Source organism: Methylobacterium sp. TK26 (assembly GCF_055361565.1).
Genome location: NZ_CM143965.1, coordinates 1,648,710 through 1,669,184 on the forward strand (window position 1 = coordinate 1,648,710; position 20,475 = coordinate 1,669,184).

The following is a 20,475-nucleotide window of genomic DNA, read 5'->3' on the forward strand; positions in this document are numbered from 1 at the left end:
CTGACTAGCCCGCCTCGTCGGCCTTGGCGAGGAGCGCCCGCGCCATGGTGAGATCCTGCAGGGCGATGCCCGACGAATCGAAGACGGTGATCGCGTCGGGGGAGGCGCGGCCCCCCTCCCCGCTCGCCAGCACGTCGCCGATGGCCCGCAGGCGGGTCCGGCCCGCGCGGATGCTCTCGGCCACGTGCTGGAACTCGCCCATCACCAGGGATTGGCTCGGCAGGTCGCAATACAGGCTCGCGCCTTCGAGGAGGGCGGGCGGCATCTCCTGCTTGCCCTTGGCATCGGCGCCCATCGCCGCGCAATGCGTGCCGGGACGGACCCATTCCGCCTCGAACAGGGGCGCTCGCGCGGGCGTGGCGGTGACGATCACGTCGGCGGCGCGGCAGGCCTCCTCGGCAGAGGCGGCCTCGACGGCGATCTCGCGCTCCACCTGCCCGCGCAGCCGCTCCGCGAAGGCGGCGACCTTGCCCGCGTCCCGCGCCACGACGCGGACGCGGCGGATCGGCAGGATCCGCGCCAGGGCGGCGCATTCGAACAGGCCCTGGTTGCCCGCGCCGAACAGGGCGAGGGTCTCCGAATCCGGCCGGGCGAGGACGCTCGCGGCCACCGCATCCGCCGCCGCCGTGCGGTAGGCGTTGACGTGGCCCGCCTCGATCACCGTGTCGATCCGGCCGACCTCCTGATCGAACAGCAGGATCACCGAATTGTGCCGGGGCAGGCCGCGCTCGGGGTTGCGGTGCCAGAAGGAGCCGACCTTCAGGCCGGCATACTCCGCCGTGGTGCCGGACTTGATGGAGAAGCGGTTGGCCTCGTCCGTCCCGTGGCCGAGGACGGCGGGGAACAGGGTCGTGCCCGGCGCCACCGCCGCGATCAGCGCCTCGCGGGCCGCCGCGAAGGCCAGCTCGTGGGTGACGAGGGCGGCCGATTCCTCTTCCGGGATGAAGCGCATGGGCGGATGGGACCTCTCGATGACGGGTACCAGCATCCTAGCCCGGAGCGCCCCGGTCCCGCGATGCCCCCGGAACGCAAAAGGCCCGGAGCCGAGGCTCCGGGCCTTCGCGATGGATCCTGTGCGGTGCCTTACTCGGCCGAGGCGGTGCGCCCGGTGATCGAGCGGAACGCCTTCGAGAGGAAGGAGGACTTCTCCTCGCGCGGCTCCAGGCCGTTGCTGGCCAGCAGGGCGTGCGCGTCCTTGTACCAGGGCGAATCGGGGAAGTTGTGGCCCAGCACGGCGGCGGCGTTCTGCGCCTCCTGCGGGATGCCCAGCGCCCAGTAGGCCTCGGTCAGACGCTCCAGGGCCTCCTCGGCGTGGCGGGTGGTCTGGTACTTGGAGACCACGTCGCGGAAGCGGTTGATCGCCGCCGGGAAGTTGCGCTTCTCCAGGTAGTAGCGGCCGATATCCATTTCCTTGCCGGCGAGCTGGTCGCGGGTGATCTGGATCTTGGCCTTGGCGTCCGTGGCGTATTCCGAGGTCGGGTAGCGCTGGACGAGTTCCTGAAGGGCGACGAGCGCCTTCTCCGAGCGGTCCTGGTCGCGGGTCACGTCCGGGATCTGCTTATAGTTCGACATCGCGATCAGGTACTGCGCGTAGGCCGCGTCCTTGCTGGACGGGTGACGCTGCAGGTACAGCTTCGAGGCGTTGATCGCGTCGTCGTACTTCTGGCCTTCGTAATTCGCGTAGGCCGTCATCAACAGCGCCTTCCGCGACCAGTCGGAATACTGGTACGTCTTGTCGAGGCTGTCGAACTTCTTGACGGCGCCCTCGTAGTCGCTGTCCTCCATCTTCGCCAAGCCCTCGCTGTAGAGCTTGTCGGCGGGGACATCCGCCACGACCTCGGGCTTGTACTTTTCGGCGAAGATCCCGGTGGGATCGAAGTCGCAGCCGCCGAGGCCCAGGCCCAGCACGGCCACGAGCGGAGCCGCCAGGGCCGTGAGGCCGCGATGACGAATGGTGACAGGCATTCTCGCGCTCTTTCCCCCACCCGGAGCGGTTCTCGCCGCCGGGATGCCAACCCGCTGGTGGTCTCCGGCTCCGAGGAACCGGCCCCGCCATTTACGAGCGGTTAAACCGTGACCTTCGATTCGGGCGCGAAAGCGGCGATGGTGAGGCGGCCCGCATCGGTTGCGCAGTGTGGTGCGCCGGACACAGCCCCCGTGGGCGGCCCGGCCCGCCCGCCTCAGACGTCGGCGGCGAAGGCGGCGAGCCCGAGGCTCGCGCCGAGGTCGACGAGGGTGCCCTGGCGGGTGCCGGCGGCCTCGACGATGGCGTAGTTGGCGCGGTCCGAGAACAGGGCGGACAGGACGCCGACATTCATGCGATGGCCGCCGCAATAGGAGCGGTACGCCCCCTGGATCGGCAGCCCGGCGAGGGCGAGGTCGCCCACCGCGTCGAGGATCTTGTGGCGGACGAACTCGTCGGGGAAGCGAAGCCCCTCGGGGTTCACGACGCCGTTCTCGCCCACCGCCACGGTGTTCTCCAGGGAGGCGCCGAGCGCGAAGCCCGCCTTCCAGTAGCGCTCCACGTCCTTCATCATGCCGAAGGTACGGGCCTCGGCGACCTCACGACGATAGGTCGCCGGCGACAGGTCCATGGCCTTGCGCGAGCGACCGATCACCGGGTTGTCGAAATCGATCTCGACGTCGAGGCGGAAGCCGCGGTCGATCGGGCGCAGCTCGGCGAAGGCGCGGTCCACCTCGATGCGTACCGGGCGCAGGACCTTCAGCCAGCGCTTGGGGGCGCCGCAGGAGGCGAGGCCGACGGCGTCGATGGCCTCCACGAAGAGCTTGGCGGAACCGTCGAGGATGGGAAGCTCGGGCCCGTCGATCTCGATCAGGGCGTTGTCGACGCCCAATCCGAAGAGGGCGGACATCAGGTGTTCGATGGTGGCGACGGCCCCGGTCTCGACGTCACCGATGACGGTGCAGAGTTCGGTGGCGGAAACGAGGGCGTGATGGGCCTTGATGAGGCGGTCGTTGCCGAGGGGGGTACCGGTGCGGAGGAAGGCGATGCCGTGGTTGGCGGGGGCGGGCCGGATCGTAATCGCGGCGGGGTTCCCGGAGTGGACGCCGACGCCGGAGAGCGTGGCCGCCGCCTTGAGGGTGGTCTGATTATTCGTTCGCATTCCTGAGCCCTCGGCCGCAATCCCGCTTCGCCATCCCCGTTCGGGTGTGGCGTGCGCCTCGATTCGTCCGCTGCTTGATGCCCCTATACCGCTGACAGGTTGTATCCCCGCGGCACATTCGTTCTTACCGGATTAGCTATAGCCGCGCTCCGCAGGCCAGCCAAATCACGGATTCTTACCGCTTGTTACAAGCTGGACCGGATCGCGATCCGAAGAAAGCGCAACGCGTTCAAGGCCTTAAAAATTGGTTAACGCGCGGCGGATCCGTGGCCGATCTGTGGCGCCAATGCATCATATGCACAGGCACTACGTGGATACGACGAGACCCCACGTCATGCAATCCCGGAGGATTACACAACGTGAGGTTGAATGGCGCCGGTTCGAGTGGCGATCAGTTCGCCTGGCGGCGGAGGAAAGCCGGGATCTCGAGCTGGTCGTCGTCCATCATCCGGGGCTGCTGCGGCATGGCGCGGCCCTGGCCGTCCAGGTTGCCCTGGGCCGGACGGTACTGCGGGGCCGGGGGCACCGGAGCGCGGGGGGCCTGGGGCATCGGCGGCTGGTAGGCGGCCGGGGCCGGGGGAGCCGGCGGCATCGCGGCAGCGCGCGGGGCCGGGGCGACCTCGTCCTCACGGCGTCCGCCGAAGCCGACGGTGGCGAGGCGGCGCAGCAGCGAGGTCCGCTTGGATTCCGGCGCCGAATCCTCGGCGGCCCGGCTCGCCATCAGCTGGTTCTGGGCGATCGGGGGCAGCTCGTGGATCTGCGGCATGCGCGGAGCGCGGACGACGGCCGGGTTCGAGACCGGCGCGGCCGGGCGCGGCGGCACGAACGGGCCGGCATGGTGCTGCGGGGCCGGCTCGGCCTGCGGCGCGGCGGGCGCCGGCACGAACGGGGCGGCGGCGCGCGGCGGCACCGGGGCGAGCATCACGTCGTCACGGTTGCCGAGCGGGGCCGGCTCCGGGCGCAGGTCGAGGCGCTGCTCCAGGGACGGCGCCGCCGGGGCGACGGAGACCGGGGCGACGGGCGCATGGACGGGGGCCGGCGCCGGGGCGGCGACGCTTTCCGTGCGGATGCTCGGCACTGGGGAGGCGGCGCGGGCGCGGGCCTCGGCGCGCAGGCGCTCGGCCACCTCGGCGATGCGCTGCTCGGTCTCGGCGACGGCCGGGTTGTTCGGCGAGTTCGCCGAGATCAGCGCCGGCTCGATGCCGGTGGCGACCACGGACACGCGGATGATGCCGTCGAGGCTCTCGTCGAAGGTGGCGCCCAGGATGATGTTGGCGTCCTGATCGACCTCCTCGCGGATGCGGGTGGCGGCCTCGTCCAGCTCGTAGAGGGTGAGGTCGGAGCCGCCGGTGATCGAGATCAGCAGGCCGCGCGCGCCCTTCATCGACACGTCGTCGAGGAGCGGGTTGGCGATGGCGGCTTCGGCGGCGCGGTTGGCGCGCTTCTCGCCGGAGGCCTCGCCGGTGCCCATCATCGCCTTGCCCATGCCGCGCATGATCGCGCGCACGTCGGCGAAGTCGAGGTTGATGAGGCCTTCCTTGACCATCAGGTCGGTGATGCAGGCCACGCCCGAGTAGAGCACCTGATCGGCCATCGCGAAGGCGTCGGCGAAGGTGGTCTTCTCGTTGGCGACCCGGAACAGGTTCTGGTTCGGGATGACGATCAGGGTGTCGACCGCCGCCTGCAGCTCCTGGATGCCGGCCTCGGCCGTGCGCATCCGGCGGACGCCCTCGAACTGGAACGGCTTCGTCACGACGCCGACGGTGAGGATGCCCATGTCGCGGGCGGCGCGGGCGATGACCGGGGCCGCGCCGGTGCCGGTGCCGCCGCCCATGCCGGCGGTGATGAAGCACATGTGGGCGCCCGAGAGCTGGTCACGGATCTCGTCGATCACCTCGTCGGCGGCCGCCGAGCCGACTTCCGGGTGCGAGCCGGCGCCGAGACCCTGCGTGACGTTGAGGCCCATCTGGATGACCCGCTCGGCCTTCGAGGAGGTGAGCGCCTGGGCATCGGTGTTGGCCACCACGAACTCGCAGCCCAGCAGGCCGGACTCGATCATGTTGTTGACCGCGTTGCCGCCGGCGCCGCCGACGCCGAACACGGTGATGCGGGGCTTGAGTTCCCGGATGTCCGGCGCCTGGAGGGAGATGGCCATGGTGTCGAGCCTCTGCTGAACTTCGCTGTCGCTTGGCGCCTCGCGGCGCCGGTTTTCCTGGTGTCGCTCCCCGCCCCTTGCGGGGCGCGGACCGTTAGAAGCTGTCCCTGATCCAGCGGACGACCCGCGGAAGGTATCGGTGGTCCGTGCCGGTCGCGGCGAAGGCGCCGTGACCGCGTGGCTCGAAATATTCGGCGTGGGCGACCTGCGGGTAGACGAGCAGGCCGACCGCCGCCGAGAAGGCCGGACCCTTGGCCGCCTCCGGCAGGCCCCGGATTCCCAGGGGCCGCCCGATGCGGACCTGCCCCTGCATCACCCGCCGGGCCACCTCCGGCAGGCCGACGAGTTGGCTCGCGCCGCCCGTGAGCACCACCCGGCGCCCGGCCTGGGCGGCGAAGCCCGCGTTGCGCAGCCGGTCGCGGACCAGCTCCACCACCTCTTCCACCCGCGGCTTGATGATCCGCACGAGTTGCGAGCGCGGGATGTGGGCCGGGGCGTCGCCCTCCTCCTCGCCGACCCCGTGGACCGCGATCATGTCGCGCTCGTCGGAGGGGGAGGAGATGGCCGAGCCGTAGAGGGTCTTCAGCCGCTCGGCCGCCGCGACGCGGGTCGAGAGCCCCCGGGCGATGTCCATCGTGACGTGGTGGCCGCCCACCGCCACCGCGTCGCAATGGACGAGGTGGCCGCCGGAGAACACGCCGAAGCTGGTCGTGCCGCCGCCCATGTCCACCACGCAGACGCCCATCTCCGCCTCGTCGTCCACGAGGGCCGAGAGGCCGGCGGCGTAGGGGGTGGCGATCACCGCCTCGACGCCGAGATGGCAATGCTCGATCGCCAGCATCACGTTGCGCGCGGCGGCGAGTTCGGTGGTGACGACGTGCAGGTCGACGCCCAGGGCCTCTCCGATCATCCCCGAGGGGTCGATCACCGCGCCCTGCCCGTCCAGGGCGTAGCCGGTGGGAAGGGCGTGGAGCACGGCGCGGCCGGGGCTGACGCCGTGGGCGCTCGCCGTCTCGAGCACGCGCTCCACGTCCGAGCCCGTCACGCTGCCGGAGCGCACGTTCACCCGCGCCTGGAAATGCTGCGAGGCGAGGCGCCCGCCGGACATGTTCACGATGACCGACTGGACCTCGACCTTGGCCATCCGCTCGGCGGCGTGCACCGCCTGGCGGATCGAGCCCTCGGCCGCCTCGAGGTCGACGATGGCGCCGCCCTTCAGGCCGAGGGAGCGCTGGTGGCCGATGCCGATGATCCGCGCGAGGTGGGTCCGTCCGCGCAGGGTCGAGAGCGCCTCGGCGGGCTGAAGCTCCGCGATCAGGCAGACCACCTTGCTCGTGCCGATGTCGAGGACCGAGAGGATCGTCGAACGGCGGGCCGAGAGCGGCTTCAGACGCGGCGTAAGGCCGTGTTGGCTGTGCATGAAACGCTACCGGACGCGAAAGGCGGGACGGAGGGAGAAGGCGGGCGCGAGGCGGGGGCTCATGTGGGCGCCCCCGGCTTCTTCTTGTTCTGTTGCTGCGTCTCGGCGCGGGCGGCGGCGGCTTCTTCGGTGAGGCGCACCACCACCCGGTCGGCCATGCGCAGGTCGACGGCGATGATGTCCTTCTCCAGAAGCCGCTCGTTGCGTTCGAGCCTCACGAGGCGGGCCAGCGCCCCGGCCGGGTCGTCCTCGGGCAGGCGCACGTCGACGCCGTCGAGCTTCAGGGTCCAGCGGCGGCCCGACACATAGGTGCCGGCCTTGATCCGGTCGGCCAGCGGGCCGGCGGCGGACACCAGCGCGAGGTATTCCGGCAGCTTGGCGTTGGCGTTCTCGCCCACCACCAGCGGCAGGCTGGCGTAGCGGTCGTCGCGCATGGCGTCGATCACCGTGCCGTCGGCGGCGATGACGTTGATGACGCCGTCCTTCTGCCACAGGGCGGCGGGCTCCCGCTCGACCTGGGTGATGGCGATGTCGTTCGGGTAGATCTTGCGGACCGAGGCCTGGGCGATCAGCGGCACCCGCAGGAGCCGTTCGCGCGCCTCGTTCACGTCGAGGAAGGGCACGGAGGAGCGCCAGTCGATCCCGGCGGCGGCCAGGACCTCGCGCTCGTACATCCGGGAGATGCCGGTGATCGTCACCCGCTTCACCCCGAAGCCGAGGACGCGGGCCGCCACGTCGAGGGGGCGCCCCTGCTCGATGACGAAGGAATCGTAGCGGCCGCTGGCGACGAAGCCGGCCAGCGACACGGCGGCGAGGGAGACGGAGACGGCGACGACGCCCGCGCCCCGGGGCAGGCGGTCGGCCATGGACTGGCCACCGCGCACCCGCCGCACCGAGAGGGCGCGGGAGGGAAAGCGCGAAGCGAATCGCAGGAGCGGGTTCCCCGCGAACCGCGCAGGGGTGCCCGCCGCCCGGGCAGGACCCGGGGTCAGCGATTCAGGGAAGCGTCCTCCACCATCCATCGGACGAGCTCACCGAAACTCAGGCCCGCATGGGCCGCCATATCCGGCACAAGGCTCGTCTGGGTCATGCCGGGTTGCGTGTTGACCTCCAACACGACCAGCGCGCCGGTTCCCCCCGGCGTGTCGTCGTAGCGAAGGTCGGCACGGCTGACGCCCCGACAGCCCAGCGCTTGATGCGCCGTTAACGCCAACTCTTGGACGCGCTGGTAAACATTTGGTTTAAGTTCTGCCGGGAGGACATGGATCGAACCCCCCGGCGCGTACTTGGCGTCATAATCGTACCACTCGGTGGCGGCCTTCACTTCGATGACGCCGAGGGGCTTGTCGCCCATGACCCCGCAGGTCAGCTCGCGGCCGGCAATGTAAGGTTCCGCAAGGACTTGGTCGCCGAAGCGCCACTCGTCCGAGGCGAGGATCTGGGGCGGATGCGAGCGCCCGTCGCGCACGATGATCACCCCCATGGACGAGCCTTCCGACACGGGCTTGATCACATAAGGCGGAGGCAGGACGTGCTCGCGGGCGGCCTCCATGCGGTTAACGACCCGGCCGCCGGGCACATCGACGCCGGCCGCGCGCATGACGACCTTGGCGCGCTCCTTGTCCATGGCGAGCGCCGAGGCGAGGACGCCGGAATGGGAATAGGGAATCTTCAGGATTTCCAGGAGGCCCTGGATCGTGCCGTCCTCGCCGTCCGGCCCGTGCAGGGCGTTGAAGGCGACGTCCGGCCGGAGCCCGGCGAGCACGGTCGCGACGTCGGGCCCGACATCGATCCGCGTGACTTTGTACCCCTCCCCTTCCAGGGCGTCGGCGCAGGCCTTGCCGGAATTCAGCGAGACCTCGCGCTCGGAGGACGAGCCCCCCATCAGGACGGCGACGTGACGGGTCATGGGGAGGGCTCCGGAGAGAGGGACGGGTTCGGGACGCCGGCTGCCGCCCCGATCATTCCATGAAGGCAGGCATAGACCTCTGCCGCCGTGTCGTGCCGCAGGGCGCCGATGGCCCGCAGGATGCGGGCGGGCTCGATGCAGGCGATCTTCGAGGGCCGGACGACCGACGGGACGGCGAGACCGGCCGCCGGGAGATCGTCGATTTGGACATCCGTGGCGAGCGCGGTGTTCCGCGCGCTGGTGATCATCGCGATCCAGACGAAGCCCGACGCCGCCACCGCCGGACCGGAGACGACCAGGGCCGGGCGCCGCTTCTCGGCCAGCCGGTCGGAATAGGGGAACGGCACGACGACCACCGTGCCGGCCGGAAGGTCGCCGGGGTCAGAGGTCGGCATAGTCTTCGTCATCGATCGGCCCGCCCCATTCGGTGAAGGCGACGAAGGGGTCCTCCCCCTCGGCCGGAGCCTTGTCGATCGTAACCCCCTCCGGCGTGATCACGTAACGGAGCCGGTCGCCGGGGCCGATGGACAGCGTCTCGCGCACCTCGGCCGGCAGCACGGTCTGGCTCTTCACCGAGACCTTCGAATACGCCGTACGGGATGTCTGTGCGGGCATGGCGCTGGACCGTTCGACTTACATCTTACCGACTTACGGTGTTGGCCTCAACACCGATCCGCTTGATCTCCCAGCGCAGCGCGACCCCGCTGGTCTCGCGAACCCGGCGGCGGACCTCCTCGCCGAGGCCCTCGATGTCGGCGGCGGTGGCGCCGCCGCGATTGATCAGGAAGTTGCAGTGCATCTCGCTGACCTGCGCGCCGCCCCGGGTCAGGCCCCGGCAGCCGGCGGCGTCGATGAGTTGCCACGCCTTGCCGCCCTCCGGGTTGGCGAAGGTTGAGCCGCCGGTGCGCTCGCGGATCGGCTGGGCGGCCTCGCGGGCGGCGGTGACGCGCTCCATCTCGGCCTCGATGGCCTCGCGCTCGCCGGGGCGGCCCCGGAACAGGGCTTGGGTGAAGATCACGTCCTCCGGCGCCGCGCAGTGGCGATAGGAAAAGCCCATCTGGCCGTGGTCGAACCGGCGCAGGTTGCCCTGGCGGTCGACGCCCCGCGCCTCCACGAACACGTCGGTGGTCTCGCCACCATGGGCGCCGGCATTCATGCGCAGCGCCCCGCCCACCGAGCCGGGGATGCCGCGATAGAAGGCGAGCCCGTCGAGGCTGGCTTCCGCCGCCGCCTTGGCGAGGCGCATGTCGGGCACGGCGGTGCCGGCGGCGATCGTCTCGCCGTCGATGGTGACGGTGCCGAAGGCCTTGCCGCCGAGGCGCACCGTCACGCCGGGGATGCCGCCGTCGCGCACGATTAGGTTCGAGCCCAGCCCGATCACCGTCACCGGCACGGCGGGGTCGAGGATGGCGAGCAGGGCGGCGAGGTCTTCCTCGTCGGCGGGGGTGAAGAGCACCTCTGCCGGCCCCCCGACGCGGAACCACGTCAGGTCGGCCAAGCTCGCCCCGGCCACCAGCCGGCCCCGAAGGCCGGGCGCGGCGGCGCGGATCGTGTCGTGAAGCGATGTCATATGTGTTCTCCCCCTCTCCCCGCTGACGGGGAGAGGGTTTTGCCGACCTTGTCGTCGGCGAAACGAGGCGGCAGCCGGGGGTGAGGGGTGGTGGCCGGAGGAGTCACGTCCGTCGTGGCCCCCTCACCGTCGCCCTTCGGGCTCGCCTCGCCCCCGACAAGAGGGGCTCGGCCCTCTCCCCGCAGGCGGGGAGAGGGGGGAAGCGCGGCGTATCCGCTCCCGGTGCGAAGGGAGACGAACGTGTTCTCTCCTCTCCCCGCAGGCGGGGAGAGGGTTTTGCCGACCTTGTCGTCGGCGAAACGAGGCGGCAGCCGGGGGTGAGGGGTGGTGGCCGGAGGAGTCACGTCCGTCGTGGCTCCCTCACCGTCGCCCTTCGGGCTCGCCTCGCCCCCGACAAGGGGGGCTCGGCCCTCTCCCCGCAGGCGGGGAGAGGGGGGGAGTGCGGCGAGGATGGTGTCAAGAACTTCGATGGTCTTGCTCATCACTTCGGCGTTCCAGAAGCGGAGCACGCGGTAGCCCTGCGCGCTCAGCCACGCGTCGCGAAGGCGGTCGTGCTCGCTCTCGGCGTGCTGTCCGCCATCGACTTCGACGATCAGCCGTTCCTCCCGGCAACAGAAATCGGCCACGTAGCGGCCGATTCCTTCCTGGCGGACGAACTTGAAACCGGAGAGGCGGCGGTCGCGGAGGCGATACCAGAGGCGGCGCTCCGCTTCCGTCAGCGACACGCGCAGGTGCCGCCGGAATCGCGTGCGTTCGGCCTCGGCCCCGTCCACCCTCACCCCCGCGCGGCCAGCTCGCCCGGCAGGGCGTAGGCCCATTGGGTGATCGTGCCGGCGCCGAGGCACACGACGTAGTCGCCGGATTTGGCGAGGTCCGCCACGATCCCCGCCAGATCCTCCGGCCGCTCCAGGGCGCGGGCGTCCCGATGGCCGCGCGAGCGCAGGCCCGCCACGAGGCTGTCGCGGTCGAAGCCCTCGATGGGCGCCTCTCCCGCCGCGTAGACCGGGGCGACGATCACCGTGTCGGCATCGTTGAAGCAGGTGCAGAAATCGTCGAACAGCGATTGGAGCCGCGTGTAGCGGTGCGGCTGCACCACCGCGATCACCCCGTGATCCGTCGAGGCGCGGGCCGCCTTCAGCACCGCCTTGATCTCCACCGGATGGTGCCCGTAATCGTCGAAGATCGCCGCGCCGTTCCACTCGCCCGTGCGGGTGAAGCGCCGCTTCACGCCGCCGAAGCCGGCGAGCGCGTTGCGGATCGCGTCGGGCTTCACGCCGAGCTCGTGGGCCACCGCCAGCGCCGCCGTGGCGTTGAGCGCATTGTGCTTGCCCGGCATCGGAAGGACGAGGTCCTCCATCTCCATCCGGTAGCCGGGGCGACGGTCGCGGATCATCACCCGGAACTTGCTCTGGCCGCCGCGCAGGTCGACGTCGATCAGGCGCACATCCGCCTGCGGGTTCTCGCCGTAGGTGATGATCCGCCGGTCCTCGATATGGCCGACGAGGTCCTGCACCACCGGATGGTCGATGCACATCACCGCGAAGCCGTAGAACGGGATGTTGTCGATGAAGCGCCGGAACGCGTCCTTGATCGCGTCGAACGAGCCGAAATGGTCCAGATGCTCGGGGTCGATGTTGGTGACGATGGCGACATCGGCCGGCAGCTTGAGGAAGGTGCCGTCCGATTCGTCGGCCTCCACCACCATCCAGTCGCCCGCGCCCATGCGGGCGTTGGTGCCGTAGGCGTTGATGATGCCGCCGTTGATGACGGTCGGGTCGAGGTTGCCGGCATCGAGGAGGGTCGCCACCAGGGAGGTGGTGGTGGTCTTGCCGTGGGTGCCGGCCACCGCGACGCAGGACTTGAACCGCATCAGCTCGGCCAGCATCTCGGCGCGGCGCACCACCGGCAGGCGGGCCTCGCGGGCGGCTTCGAGCTCGGGGTTGTCGCGGCGGATCGCCGTCGAGACGACGACGAGCCCGGCCTCGGCGACGTTGGCCGCGTCATGCCCCACGAAGGTGCGCATGCCCTTGGCCGCGAGGCGGCGGACGTTGGCGTTGTCCGAGGCGTCCGAGCCCTGAACCGTGTAGCCGAGGTTGTGCATCACCTCGGCGATGCCGGACATGCCGATGCCGCCGATGCCGATGAAGTGGATGGGGCCGAGTTTTTCGGGCAGCTTCATGGGTGTCAGACCTGTGCGGGACCGGGCGCAACGGCGCGGCGATCAGGGATGGGCCGCCGTCTCGACGACGACCTCGGCCAGCCGCTCGGCGGCGTCGTGAATGCCTGCGCTTCTCGCCGCATCGGCGGCCCGGGTCAATTTCGCCGGGTTCTCGCACATCTCCACGAGGTCGGCGGCGAGCCGGTCGGGGGTGAAGGCGGTCTGCTTCAGGACCAGGGCCGCGCCGATCGCCTCCAGGGTCGCGGCGTTGGCCGCCTGATCCTGATCGAGGGCGCCCGGCAGCGGCACCAGCACCGAGGGACGGCCGATGGCGGCGAGTTCCGAGACGGTCGAGGCGCCGGAGCGCGAGACCACGAGGTGGCTCGCCGCCATCCGGGCCGGCAGGTCCTTGAAGAACGGGGCCGCCTCCAGGCCGGCGAGGCCCATGGCGAGGTAGCGGTTCTGCACCGCCGTCAGGTCCTCGGGCCGCACCTGCTGTGTGACGTGCAGGCGCGCCCGCAGGCCGGCGGGCAGGCGCTCCAGGGCCGGCGGGACGATCTCGCCCATGATCCGCGCGCCCTGGCTGCCGCCGAACACGAGGAGCCGCAGCACGTCCCCCTCCCCGAAGGCGGGGTAGGGAAGGCGCGCCGCCTCGATCACCGCCGGCCGCAGGGGGTTGCCGGTGTGGACGCGCCGGGCGGTCGCCTTGTCCGGGATGCCCCGGACCTCGCGGAAGCCGGTGGCGATGGTCCGCGCGCCCCGCGCCAGGAAGCCGTTGGCCCGGCCCATCACCGCGTTCTGCTCGTGCAGGAGGGTGGGCACACGTAGAAGTTGAGCGGCCAGGACGGGCGGCACGGTCGGATAGCCGCCGAAGCCGACGACCGCCGCCGGGTTGATCCGGCGGATCGCCTTGGCGGCGTCGCCGAATCCCCGCCCCAGGGTGACGACGGCCGCCGCGCGCTTCAGCATGTTGCGGCCCGACGGCGTCGCGGAGCGGATGGTGACGATCTCCGAGGCCGGGAAGCCGGTGGCGATGGAATCGACCCGCGCGTCCGTGGCGAGCACGACGCGCACGCCCCGTGCCCGGAGGGCGTGGGCGAGGCTTTCGGCCGGGAAGAGATGGCCGCCGGTCCCGCCCGCGCAGAGCAGGATGGTGGGGGTCAGGACGGTCATTGCTTCACCCCGGCGACGGCCGAGGGGGCCGTGCCCGGCGGCTTCTGGCTGAGCATCACCGTGCGCGGGCGCTTGCGGGTGAGGGCCACGAGGAAGCCGGTGCCGAGCGCCAGCGAGAACATCGACGAGCCGCCGAAGGAGACGAAGGGGAGCGTCATGCCCTTGGCCGGCATGAGTTGGGTGTTCACCGCCATGTTGATGCACGCCTGCAAGCCGAACAGGGTTGCGAGGCCCGTGATCGCCAGCCGCGAGAACGTGTCGTCCGTGCGCCGGGCGAGCTTGAGGCCGCGCAGCACGATGTAGGCGAACAGGGCCACGAGGCACAGGCAGATGATGACGCCGAATTCCTCGCCGATCACCGAGAACAGGAAGTCGGTATGGGCGTCGGGCAGGTGGCGCTTGGCGACGCCCTCCCCCGGGCCGGTGCCGAACCAGCTTCCCGAGCGGAAGGATTCGCGCGACCAGAATTCCTGGAAGCCGCCGCCCGCGCCGTCGTCGCCCCGGTCGAGGAACTTGTTGAAGCGCTCGCGGACGTGGTGGAAGAACGTGTAGGCGGCGAAGACGCCGGCGAGGCCGAAGACGCCGAGCGCGGCGACCCAGATCAGGTGCAGGCCCGCTACGAAGAGCAGCGCCGACCACGTCATGGTGATGAGCATGGTCTGGCCGAAATCCGGCTGCAGCAGCAGCGGGACGATGGTGACGGGCAGGATCAGCAGGCCGAGCACGCCGCCCGGCATGTCCCGCCGCTGGGCGCCCTCGGAGAAGGCCCAGGCGGCCACCACCACGAAGGCGGGCTTCACGAACTCGGAGGGCTGGAGGCCGAGGGAGCCGAACTGGATCCAGCGATGCGCGCCCTTGATCTCCGGCCCGACCTTCACGGCGAGCAGGCAGAGCGCGACCCCCGAGAGCCAGGTGAACAGGGCGAGCCGCCGGATGCCGCGCAGGCTCAGGAACGACACCGCGCAGATGATCAGCACTGTGGGCGCGAGATACATCGCCTGACGGTTCAGGAAGTAGAAGGTCGGCAGCCCGATGCGCTCGGCGACCGGCGGCCCACCGCCCATCAGGAAGACCAGCCCGGCCACCATCAGGGCGACGAGCGCCGCGAGGAGGCCGCGATCGACCGTCCACCACCAATCCGTCAGGGGGGTGCGTTCCGCGCGCGACATCATGCCGGACAACCACTCCAGGCCGCGCGGAAGCCGATCCGCGCGGGTCGGGCCGGATCCTGTGCAGGAATGGTAAACGGAGGCTTATGGTCCTTCGCGCTCAGCCCAGCCAGCCGTTCGGTTACGGGCATTTGCATCGCGTCCGCGAAGGATGCGCACGACCAATATACTCTATGTTAAGCCGGAGAATGCAACTTAAAGGTGTAATACTTTCCAGCGGTCTCGAACGCCACGCGTTCGACCCGTAGAGCGTGAGTCGATCCGTCATGTTCGCCAGCCTGAACACCCGAGAGTCCCGTGCCAAGCTCTCGGCCCTCGACCGCGTTCAGGGGATCATCGAATTCGACCTCACGGGGCGGATCCTCGCGGCGAACGCGAACTTCCTCGATGCCGTCGGCTACACGCTCCCGGAGATCGTCGGCCAGCATCACAGCCTGTTCATGGACCCGGCCGAGCGGGACTCGGACGCCTACCGGGCGTTCTGGGAGCGCCTGCGCGCCGGGGCCTTCGAATCCGGGCAATTCCGGCGGGTCGGGCGCGGCGGCCGGGCGATCTGGATCCAGGCGTCCTACAACCCGATCCTCGATTCCGGCGGCAAGCCCTACAAGGTGGTGAAGTTCGCCACCGACATCACGCAGCAGCGCACCGAGGAGGCCGACCGTGCCGGCCAGATCGCAGCGATCAACAAGGTCCAGGCCGTCATCACCTTCGACCTCGACGGGGCCGTGCTCGATGCGAACGACAACTTCCTGACGGTGATGGGCTATACCCGCGACGAGGTCGTCGGGCGGCATCACAGCCTGTTCGTCGAGCCGGGCTACCGGGAGAGCGAGACCTACCGGGCGTTCTGGGTCGCCCTGCGCAACGGGACCTATCAGGCGGCGCAGTTCCGCCGCATCGGCAAGGGCGGGCGCGAGGTCTGGATCCAGGCGTCCTACAACCCGATCCTCGATGCCAGCGGCAAGCCCTACAAGGTGGTGAAGTTCGCCACCGACATCACGGATCAGGTCCGGCTGCTCGCCGACCTGCGCCTGCTGATCGACCGGAATTTCGGCGAGATCGAGCAGGCGGTCACGCACTCGTCCAAGGCCGCGACCCTCGCCTCGGCGGCGGCGGATTCGACCTCCGGCAACGTCCAGACCGTGGCGGCGGCGGCCGAGGAGCTGGCGGCCTCCGTGGCGGAGATGTCCCAGAGCATCGTGCGCTCGCAGGGGGCCACCGACACCGCCTATGCCTGCGTCCAGGATGCCGACGCCCACACGAAACGCCTCGCCGACACGGCGACCGCGATGTCCGGCATCGTCAGCCTGATCCAGAACATCGCGGGCCAGATCAACCTCCTGGCGCTGAACGCGACCATCGAGGCCGCCCGCGCGGGCGAGGCCGGGCGCGGCTTCGCGGTGGTCGCCTCCGAGGTGAAGGCCCTGGCCGATCAGGCCGCCCGCGCCACGGGGCAGATCAACAGCGAGATCGCCAGCGTGCAGCGGGTCTCGCAGGAGGTGGTCGGGGCCCTCGGCTCGATCGGCGCGTCGGTCTCGATCATGCGCGAGACCGTGGTGGCCACCGCCGCCGCCATCGAGGAGCAGAGCGCCGTGACCCGCGACCTCGCCGAGAACATGCAGAGCGCCGCCGGCGCCGTCACCGACATCACCGGCAATATCGGCGCCATCGGCGCCGCCGTCGCCCAGGTCCGGCAAGCGGTCGGCACCACCCGCGAGGCGGCGCGGGTGCTGGCGCGCTAGAGAAGCCCCCGGACCAGCTCGCGGAACCGGTCGCCCCGGATCTCGAAGTTGCGGAACTGGTCGTAGGAGGCGCAGGCCGGGGAGAGCAGCACCACCGGCTCCGGCGCGCCGGAGGCGGCGGCGTTCTCCGCCGCCTTCTCCACCGCCACGTCGAGGGTGCCGCAGCGGGTGTAGGGCACGGCGCCTTCCAGCGTCGCCGCGAAGGCGTCGGAGGCGGCGCCGATCAGGTAGGCATGGGCCACCCGCTCGAAATACGGGACCAGGGGGAAGATGCCCCCGTCCTTGGCCTTGCCGCCGAGGATCCAGTGGATGTCGCGGAAGGCGGTGAGCGCCTTCTCGGTCGAATCCGCGTTGGTCGCCTTCGAGTCGTTCACGAACAGCACGTGCCCCCGGCGGCCGACCTCCTCCATCCGGTGGGGCAGGCCGGGGAAGGAGGTGAGGCCGGCGCGGATCTGCTCCGGCGCGACGCCGAGCGCCTGGGCGACGGCGACGGCGACCGCCGCGTTCTGCCAGTTATGGGCGCCGCGCAGGGAGCCGATGCCGTTCACGTCGGCCAGATCCTCGCCCGAGGCGTCGCGGACATGGCCCTCGGCGACGCAGAGCCCGTCGCCCTGCGCCGCGCCGGCCCCGACATGGACCCGCACCAGCCGCTCGCCCCGCCGGTCGGCGATGGCCCGGCTCGGCGCGTCGTCGATGCCGACGACGGCGAGGTCCGCGCCCCGGATCAGCCGCTCCTTGATGGCGGCGTATTGCTCCATCGTGCCGTGGCGGTCGAGATGGTCCGGGGTGATGTTCATCAGCACGCCGACGCTCGGGTCGAGGGAGGGCGTCAGGTCGATCTGGAACGAGGACATCTCGATCACGTGGACGCGGGCGGCATCCGGCGGGGCGAGGGAGAGGATCGCGGTGCCGATGTTGCCGCCCATCTGCACGTCGCGGCCCGCCTGGCCCAGGACGTGGGCGATGAGCGCCGTGGTGGTCGACTTGCCGTTGGTGCCGGTGATCGCCACGAAGGGCGCGCCCGGGGCGACGGCCCGGCGCTCGCGGCAGAACAATTCGATGTCGCCGACGATCTCGACGCCGGCCCCTTGCGCGAGCCGCACGCTCCAATGGGGCTCGGGATGGGTGAGGGGCACGCCCGGCGCGAGGACCAGGGCGGCGAAGCCCGACCAGTCCTGCTCGCGCAGGTCGGCGGTGGGGATCCCCTCCCCTTGCGCCTTGGCGACGCCCTCCGCGCCGTCGTCCCAGGCCAGGATCTCGGCTCCGCCCGCGATCAGCGCGCGGGCCGTGGCGAGCCCCGAGCCGCCGAGGCCGAACAGGGCGACTCGTCGGCCGGCGAAAGTGGTGACGGGGGTCATGCGAGACTCGTAACGAGGGATACCGGCACGACACGGCCGTTCCCCGTTCCCCGGTGTCAGGCCGGGAAAGGCCGTGTCTCGAAGGACTTGTACCACGCCTGCGGTGGAAATGCCCTCAGCGCAGCTTGAGCGTGGCGAGGCCCGCCATGGCCAGGATCACGGCGATGATCCAGAAGCGGATCACGACCTGCGGCTCCTTCCAGCCCTTCTGCTCGAAATGGTGGTGGATCGGCGCCATGCGGAAGACCCGCTTGCCCGTGAGCTTGAACGAGGCGACCTGGATGATGACCGACATCATCTCCAAGACGAACAGGCCGCCGACCACCGCCAGCACGATCTCGTGCTTGGTGGCGACCGCGATGGTGCCGAGCAGGCCGCCGAGCGCCAGCGAGCCGGTGTCGCCCATGAAGATCTGCGCGGGCGGCGCATTGAACCACAGGAAGCCGAGGCCCGCCCCGACCACCGCGCCGCAGACCACGGCGAGTTCGCCCGTGTCGCGGACGTAGTTCACCTGCAGGTAGCTCGCGGTGAAGGAGTTGCCGACGAGGTAGGCGATGACGCCGAACGTGGCGCAGGCGATCATCACCGGCACGATGGCGAGGCCGTCGAGCCCGTCGGTCATGTTCACCGCGTTGCCCGAGCCGACGATCACGAAGGCGCCGAAGATCGGATAGAGCAGGCCGAGGTTGAGGAGCGCGTCCTTGAGGACGGGGAAGGCGAGCTGGTTCTGCAGCGTGAGCGGCGAATAGGCCGCGATCGTCACGCAGGCGGCCACGGCGATCAGCCCTTCGAGACCCAGCCGGAACTTGCCGGAGAAGCCCTTGTGCGACTGCTTCGTGACCTTGAGGTAGTCGTCGTAGAAGCCGATCGCCCCGAAGCCGAGGGTCACGGTGAGGGTGATCCAGACGTAGTGGTTGCGCGGGTTCGTCCAGAGCAGCACCGCCACGATGAACCCGGCCAGGATCATCAGCCCGCCCATGGTCGGCGTGCCGCGCTTGGTAAGCAGGTGGGTCTGCGGCCCGTCCTCGCGGATCGGCTGGCCCTTGCCCTGGCGCAGGCGCAGCAGGGAAATGATCCAGGGCCCGAACCAGAACACGAACAGGCCGGCGGTGAACATCGCGCCGCCGGCGCGGAAGGTGATGTAGCGGAAGACGTTGAGCGGCGTGAAGGTGCTGCTCAGGTCCGAGAGAAGGTAAAGCATCCGGGCGCGGGGCCCCTCTGTTCAGGCGGGGAGGCGGCAGGGCCGCTCAGGGAAGGGCGACGACCGGGTCGCGGCGCGTGTGCGGCGCGGCGTAACGGCCTTTGAGCGCCTCGACAATCCGGCCCATGCGGCTGCCGTTGGAGCCCTTGACCATCACGGCGTCGCCGGGGCGCAGGGTCCGGGTGAGGGGCTCGATCAGGTCGGCGGCGGTCGCGGCCACCGCGCCGCGCCGGCTCACGGGCAGGGCCTCGTAGAGGTTGCGGGTGAGCGGCCCGGCCGCGAAGACGAGGTCGATCCCGGCCGCCTCGACGGAGGCGGCGAGGCCGCGATGCAGGTCGGGGCTGGTCGGGCCGAGTTCCAGCATGTCGCCGAGCACGGCGATGCGCCGGCCGCGGGGGCCGGTCTCGATGCCGCTGAGGGTGGCCAGCGCCGCGCGGACGGCGGCGGGGTTGGCGTTGTAGCTCTCGTCGATGAGCCACGCGGTGCCGTTCTCCATCTCCAGCGCCGTGCGCTCGCCCCGGCCGGCGGGCGGCGCGAGGGCGGCGAGGGACAGGGCGGCGGCGGCGAGGTCGGCGCCGAGCGAATGGACCACCGCCATCACGCCCAGCGAATTGAGCGCCGTGTGGCGGCCCGCCGTGCCGAGCTTGTAGGTGACGGGCTGCCCCATCACGCTGGCATCGACCACCGACAGGTCGGGGCGGAGCACGATCCGGTTGGCGCGGACATCGGCCTGCGGATGCTCGCCGAAGCTGACGATCCGCCCGGCCCGCGAGGCCATGGCATGGGCGGCGAGGCGCTCGTAATGGGGGTTGTCGCGGTTGATCACCGCCACCCCGCCGGGCTCCAGGCCGGCGAAGATCTCGCCCTTCGCGTCGGCGATGGCCGAGACCGAGGGGAAGTGCTCGACATGCACCGGCTCCACGGTGACGACGAGCGCCACCTGCGGCCGGACCATGCCGGTCAGCGGCAGGATCTCGTGGGCGTGGTTCATGCCGATCTCGAAGACGCCGAACCGCGCCTCCTCCGGCATCCGCGCCAGGGTCAGGGGCACGCCCCAGTGGTTGTTGTAGGAGGCCGCCGAGGCGTGCGTCGCCCCCTGCCCCGAGAGGACGTGGCGCAGGGCCTCCTTGGTGCCGGTCTTGCCGACCGAGCCCGTGACGGCGACGACCTGCGCCTCGCTGCGGGCGCGGGCGGCGCGGCCGATCCGCTCCATGGCGGTGAGAACCGGGTCGGCGCCCTCCCCCGCCACGGCGAGGACCGGGCCCTCGCACGCGGCCGCGCGGCCCTCGGCGACCACGGCGGCCCCGGCGCCCTTGCCGAGCGCCTGGGCGACGAAATCGTGCCCGTCCCGCGCCTCGCCCCGGATGGCGAAGAACAGGTCGCCGGGCTGAAGGGTCCGGGTGTCGATGGAGGCGCCCGACACGGGCCGGCGCTCGCCGATCCAGCGGCCGCCCGTGGCCGCTTCGAGGGCGTCCGGGGTCCAGAGTGCGGTCAA

Annotated in this window: 18 protein-coding genes; 1 reads left to right on the top strand and 17 read right to left on the bottom strand. The window is 70.8% G+C overall.

Annotated elements, in window-relative coordinates:
* Window positions 1-4: 4 nt before the first annotated feature.
* From ACXJ1Y_RS07990 to ACXJ1Y_RS08055, 14 genes are all read right to left on the bottom strand, one after another.
* Window positions 5-952, bottom strand: a complete 948-nt coding sequence (locus tag ACXJ1Y_RS07990; RefSeq protein ID WP_463850063.1) for an ornithine cyclodeaminase family protein — start codon at window positions 950-952, stop codon at window positions 5-7.
* A gap of 131 nt (window positions 953-1,083) precedes the next feature.
* Entirely contained in the window at window positions 1,084-1,965 is an 882-nt protein-coding gene (locus ACXJ1Y_RS07995; RefSeq protein ID WP_243956775.1) for an outer membrane protein assembly factor BamD, read from the bottom strand.
* Window positions 1,966-2,180: 215 nt separating this feature from the next.
* Entirely contained in the window at window positions 2,181-3,125 is a 945-nt protein-coding gene (lpxC, locus tag ACXJ1Y_RS08000; RefSeq protein WP_243956773.1) for a UDP-3-O-acyl-N-acetylglucosamine deacetylase, read from the bottom strand.
* Window positions 3,126-3,516: 391 nt separating this feature from the next.
* Window positions 3,517-5,280: a cell division protein FtsZ gene (ftsZ, locus tag ACXJ1Y_RS08005; RefSeq protein ID WP_463849539.1), complete on the bottom strand. Its 1,764-nt coding sequence runs from the start codon at window positions 5,278-5,280 to the stop codon at window positions 3,517-3,519.
* Between the two features lie 94 nt (window positions 5,281-5,374).
* On the bottom strand, window positions 5,375-6,700 hold the full coding sequence (gene ftsA, locus ACXJ1Y_RS08010) for a cell division protein FtsA (protein ID WP_463849540.1): 1,326 nt from the start codon (window positions 6,698-6,700) through the stop codon (window positions 5,375-5,377).
* A 59-nt stretch (window positions 6,701-6,759) separates the two neighbouring features.
* A complete protein-coding gene (locus ACXJ1Y_RS08015) occupies window positions 6,760-7,722 on the bottom strand; it encodes a cell division protein FtsQ/DivIB (RefSeq protein ID WP_463849541.1) in 963 nt (320 codons plus the stop codon).
* The gene (locus ACXJ1Y_RS08020; protein ID WP_463849542.1) at window positions 7,689-8,609 is read right to left on the bottom strand and encodes a D-alanine--D-alanine ligase; all 921 of its coding nucleotides are present in this window, start codon (window positions 8,607-8,609) and stop codon (window positions 7,689-7,691) included. Before ACXJ1Y_RS08020 ends, ACXJ1Y_RS08015 begins: the two co-directional genes overlap by 34 nt.
* On the bottom strand, window positions 8,606-9,004 hold the full coding sequence (locus ACXJ1Y_RS08025; RefSeq protein WP_463849543.1) for a type II toxin-antitoxin system PemK/MazF family toxin: 399 nt from the start codon (window positions 9,002-9,004) through the stop codon (window positions 8,606-8,608). Before ACXJ1Y_RS08025 ends, ACXJ1Y_RS08020 begins: the two co-directional genes overlap by 4 nt.
* The gene (locus ACXJ1Y_RS08030; protein WP_463849544.1) at window positions 8,991-9,224 is read right to left on the bottom strand and encodes an AbrB/MazE/SpoVT family DNA-binding domain-containing protein; all 234 of its coding nucleotides are present in this window, start codon (window positions 9,222-9,224) and stop codon (window positions 8,991-8,993) included. Before ACXJ1Y_RS08030 ends, ACXJ1Y_RS08025 begins: the two co-directional genes overlap by 14 nt.
* Window positions 9,225-9,249: 25 nt before the next feature.
* The gene (murB, locus tag ACXJ1Y_RS08035; protein WP_463849545.1) at window positions 9,250-10,179 is read right to left on the bottom strand and encodes a UDP-N-acetylmuramate dehydrogenase; all 930 of its coding nucleotides are present in this window, start codon (window positions 10,177-10,179) and stop codon (window positions 9,250-9,252) included.
* Complete coding sequence (locus ACXJ1Y_RS08040; RefSeq protein ID WP_463849546.1) at window positions 10,176-10,952, bottom strand: endonuclease domain-containing protein; 777 nt, start codon at window positions 10,950-10,952, stop codon at window positions 10,176-10,178. The genes murB and ACXJ1Y_RS08040 overlap by 4 nt, the downstream gene beginning before the upstream one ends.
* A 2-nt stretch (window positions 10,953-10,954) precedes the next feature.
* Window positions 10,955-12,358 carry a UDP-N-acetylmuramate--L-alanine ligase gene (gene murC / locus ACXJ1Y_RS08045; RefSeq protein ID WP_342166253.1) on the bottom strand — a complete coding sequence of 468 codons (1,404 nt, stop codon included), beginning with the start codon at window positions 12,356-12,358 and terminating at the stop codon, window positions 10,955-10,957.
* A gap of 42 nt (window positions 12,359-12,400) precedes the next feature.
* On the bottom strand, window positions 12,401-13,510 hold the full coding sequence (gene murG / locus ACXJ1Y_RS08050) for an undecaprenyldiphospho-muramoylpentapeptide beta-N-acetylglucosaminyltransferase (protein WP_463849547.1): 1,110 nt from the start codon (window positions 13,508-13,510) through the stop codon (window positions 12,401-12,403).
* Complete coding sequence (locus ACXJ1Y_RS08055; RefSeq protein ID WP_463849548.1) at window positions 13,507-14,682, bottom strand: FtsW/RodA/SpoVE family cell cycle protein; 1,176 nt, start codon at window positions 14,680-14,682, stop codon at window positions 13,507-13,509. The genes murG and ACXJ1Y_RS08055 overlap by 4 nt, the downstream gene beginning before the upstream one ends.
* 263 nt (window positions 14,683-14,945) lie before the next feature.
* On the opposite strand from ACXJ1Y_RS08055, the gene ACXJ1Y_RS08060 reads away from it, so the two are divergent.
* Window positions 14,946-16,421, top strand: coding sequence for a methyl-accepting chemotaxis protein (locus tag ACXJ1Y_RS08060; protein ID WP_463849549.1), 1,476 nt, complete (start codon window positions 14,946-14,948; stop codon window positions 16,419-16,421).
* Here the strand turns inward: ACXJ1Y_RS08060 and murD are convergent.
* The 3 genes from murD to ACXJ1Y_RS08075 all read right to left on the bottom strand — a co-directional run bounded on the left by murD (window position 16,418) and on the right by ACXJ1Y_RS08075 (window position 20,475).
* The gene (gene murD / locus ACXJ1Y_RS08065) at window positions 16,418-17,779 is read right to left on the bottom strand and encodes a UDP-N-acetylmuramoyl-L-alanine--D-glutamate ligase (RefSeq protein ID WP_463849550.1); all 1,362 of its coding nucleotides are present in this window, start codon (window positions 17,777-17,779) and stop codon (window positions 16,418-16,420) included. The two genes, ACXJ1Y_RS08060 and murD, sit on opposite strands and share 4 nt — an antisense overlap.
* Before the next feature lie 115 nt (window positions 17,780-17,894).
* Window positions 17,895-18,980 (bottom strand): phospho-N-acetylmuramoyl-pentapeptide-transferase, encoded by a 1,086-nt coding sequence (gene mraY / locus ACXJ1Y_RS08070; RefSeq protein ID WP_342166257.1) that lies wholly within the window; start codon window positions 18,978-18,980, stop codon window positions 17,895-17,897.
* 46 nt (window positions 18,981-19,026) lie between these two features.
* Window positions 19,027-20,475, bottom strand: a complete 1,449-nt coding sequence (locus ACXJ1Y_RS08075) for a UDP-N-acetylmuramoylalanyl-D-glutamyl-2,6-diaminopimelate--D-alanyl-D-alanine ligase (RefSeq protein ID WP_463849551.1) — start codon at window positions 20,473-20,475, stop codon at window positions 19,027-19,029.